At 67.4% G+C, this 2,952-nt stretch carries 4 protein-coding genes; 2 read left to right on the forward strand and 2 right to left on the reverse strand.

Going from position 1 to position 2,952, the window contains the following annotated elements:
• Positions 1 to 10: 10 nt before the first annotated feature.
• Together ACESY8_RS01830 and ACESY8_RS01835 are read right to left on the reverse strand one after the other, a co-directional pair.
• Complete coding sequence (locus ACESY8_RS01830) at positions 11 to 859, reverse strand: TIM barrel protein (RefSeq protein ID WP_055180113.1); 849 nt, start codon at positions 857 to 859, stop codon at positions 11 to 13.
• Entirely contained in the window at positions 856 to 1,365 is a 510-nt protein-coding gene (locus tag ACESY8_RS01835) for a YqeG family HAD IIIA-type phosphatase (RefSeq protein ID WP_044941975.1), read from the reverse strand. Before ACESY8_RS01835 ends, ACESY8_RS01830 begins: the two co-directional genes overlap by 4 nt.
• 87 nt (positions 1,366 to 1,452) lie before the next feature.
• Between ACESY8_RS01835 and ACESY8_RS01840 the strand changes: the two genes are divergently transcribed.
• The gene (locus ACESY8_RS01840) at positions 1,453 to 2,229 is read left to right on the forward strand and encodes a glycoside hydrolase family 18 protein (RefSeq protein WP_007495450.1); all 777 of its coding nucleotides are present in this window, start codon (positions 1,453 to 1,455) and stop codon (positions 2,227 to 2,229) included.
• A gap of 64 nt (positions 2,230 to 2,293) precedes the next feature.
• A complete protein-coding gene (locus tag ACESY8_RS01845; protein WP_009259222.1) occupies positions 2,294 to 2,911 on the forward strand; it encodes a nucleotidyltransferase domain-containing protein in 618 nt (205 codons plus the stop codon).
• Positions 2,912 to 2,952: the final 41 nt, after the last annotated feature.

The following is a 2,952-nucleotide window of genomic DNA, read 5'->3' on the forward strand; positions in this document are numbered from 1 at the left end:
CCCCATCCCCTCACTTCTGACATGCCTGATACAACTTTTTCATAGTCAGCGCGTCCTCCGCCTGGGTGCCTGCGCTTTCGCAGATGAAGGTGGGACTCCAGCCCCGGCGGGCCACCTCCGCCATGAGGGGGGCGGGGTCGGGCCCGAAGTCGTCCTGGGCGAAGGTCAGGTGCATCTTCTCGCCCCCGTTGGGGGTAAACTGAATCTTGGAGAAGTGGCTGTGGAAGGCGCCGGCCCGCTCCGCCCCAAGCACCGCCTCGATGCGGTCCAGCATGGACGCGCAGGCCGCAGTCCCCTCCAGCTCCCCCAGGGAGCGGGCGTAAAGGTGGCCGAAGTCCACGCAGGGTACCAGCCGCTCGTCCAGGGTGCACAGCTCCAGCACCTCGTCCAGATCCCCCAGTTGGTTGATCTTGCCCATGGTCTCGGGGCACAGGGCGATGTGTCCATAGCCGGCGTCGTCGCAGGCGGCTATCACCGCTTTCAGGGAGCGCAGGGCGATGTCCAGGGCCTCCCGCCGCGTACGCTTCATCAGCGCGCCGGAATGGATAACCACCCGGCCCGCCCCCATCCAGTCCGCCGCCTGACAGGCCGCGGTGATGTAACCGATGGTCTTTTGCAGGCTCTCGGGGTCGGGGTTTGCCAGGTTGATGAAGTAGGGGGCGTGGAGGGACAGGCGGATGCCCGCCGCCACCGCCGCCGCGCCGATGTTCCTGGCGGTCTCCTCCCGGACATTGACCCCCTTGCCGCACTGGTACTCATAGCAGTCCAGTCCCAGCTCCGCCAGCCAGCGGGGGGCGTCTACCGAGGATTTATAAGGAAAGGACTCGGCGTTGCCCGCCGGGCCGAAGATTGCGCTCATAACGGTTTTGTCCTCCTTTTGCTCCACATGCGGAAGGGCCACTCCGCTCCGTAGCGCAGGTAGCGCCCCGGATTGCCCGCCAGGCGGATAGGCTCCACCAGCAGAGTGAGCACCCCGGCGTTCCGCCCGCCCAGAATGTCGGTAAAGAGCTGATCCCCCACGATGGCAGTCTGCTCCGGTGTGCAGCCCATCTGCTCCATGGCCCGCCGGAAGCCCCCCGGCTTCGGCTTGCCCGCGTGGCCCAGGAAGGGCACGCCCAGCGCCTGGGAAAACCGGCGGGGCCGCTCCGGGTGCCGGTTGTTGGAGAGCACAAAGAGGGTGATCCCCTGCTCTCCCAGGGCCGCCGCCCAGTCCCTCACCGCCTGTGTGGGCTCCGGTTCCCCATAGGGCGCCAGGGTATTGTCCAGATCGGCCAGCAGGAGGCGGATGCCCCGCCGGGCCAGGGCGGCGGGCTCGATGTCGAAAATGCTCCGGCCCGCCCAGTGGGCCAGGATGGGAAGCGCCATGGTTTCACCTCTTCTATTCTCCGTCTTGTCCGCATATAAGTGATTATACCACGTTTTTCAGAACTTGGACAAGGGGGTACCTAAGATATGCAAACCAGCATGAAGCTTCTTCTCACCGCGCCGCCCGACCAGTGCCGGGCCGCCCTGCGCTTCGGCCTCCCAGTGGCCCACGTTGCCTACCGGGTGGGGGGCGGGCCCCACCTGTTCCGGGCCAGCATCCCGGTATCGGTGCGGGGCGGCCTGATGGTCATTGACAACACCGGCTTCGACGGCCGCGGCGAGGCCGGGCCCTTCTGCCAGGAGGTGCTGCGGGAGTGCATGGCCCGAGGGTATGACGGTATTCTCTGCGATTTTGAGGGCCATCCCCTCCAGGTGCTGGCCCAGGCGGTGCGCACGCTGGGCGAGCTGACCAAAAAGCGGGGCTGGCCCCTCTACGTGACCGAGGCCTACGCCCCCTTCTCCGATTCCGCCATCGCCCTCATCCCCTCCGCCCTGTCCGGCGGCTCCCTCCAACAGCGCCTTCAGGAGGCGGTGGAGCGCTTCGGCGCGGCCCGGGTGGCCCTGGCGGTGGAGCGGGTGGCGGAGGACTTCTTTCTCCCCTCCCCCACCGGCCAGGGGATGCCCCTCACCCGGGAGGAGCTGCGCCAGCGGCTGGAGGAACGGGCTCCGTCGGTGTTCTTCTCCAGCGAGCTGTGCGCCCACTACTTCACCTACATGTCCCGGCAGAACGGGGCCCACTTCGTCCTGTTCGACGACGCAGGCTCCATCCGCAAGAAGCTCCAGGTGGCCCGCAATCTGGGCATCTCCAGCGCCGTGCTGGCCTATCCTCAGGTGGATGATCTCCTTCCCGAGCTGTTGAAGTAGCCCTTGTCCGTCGGGGCGTTTTCTGCTATACTGTCCTTTCAAAATAAAAAAGGAGGACAGAGCAATGGATTGGAGACCGTGGATGGACGCCTTTCTCCCGCCGCTGCTGGAGGCCCTGCCCGGCCGGGTGGCCTTTGTTGGCATCCAGGGCAGCTTCGGCCGGGGGGAGGCTGGGCCGGAGAGCGACGTGGATCTGGTGGTAGTGCTGGACGCGCTGGGGGCGGCGGAGCTGGCCGCCTGCCGGGGTGTGCTGGAGAAGATGCCCTTCGCTGACCGGGCCTGCGGCTTCTTCTGCGACCGGGCGGCCCTGGCTGCCTGGCCCGCCTTCGACGCCCTCCAGCTCAGGCTGGACACCCTCCCGGTCTACGGCTCTCTGGAGGAACTGCTGCCCCCCATGGGGAAGGAGACGCTGGACGAGGCCGTTCGGGCGGCGGCCTCCGCCCTCTACCATGCCGCCTGCCACACCGCCCTCTTTGACGCCCAGCCGGAGGCGGCCCTCCCCGCCCTCCAAAAGGCGGCCTTCTTTGCCCTGCGGCTGGCCCACTGCCGGAGGAGCGGCCAATATACGGCCGCCCGCCAGTCCCTGCTCCCCAAGCTGGAGCCGGAGGAGCGGGCCCTGCTGGGGAAGGATTGCACCCTGCCCGCCCTCATGGCGTGGGCCAGGGGAGAGATGGAATCCTGACACAAGCCCTTCCCGGGATGCAACAAACCCCCGCGCCGAAT

The organism is Clostridium sp. ATCC BAA-442 (assembly GCF_964239415.1).
GTDB lineage: Bacteria > Bacillota > Clostridia > Oscillospirales > Oscillospiraceae > Flavonifractor > Flavonifractor plautii.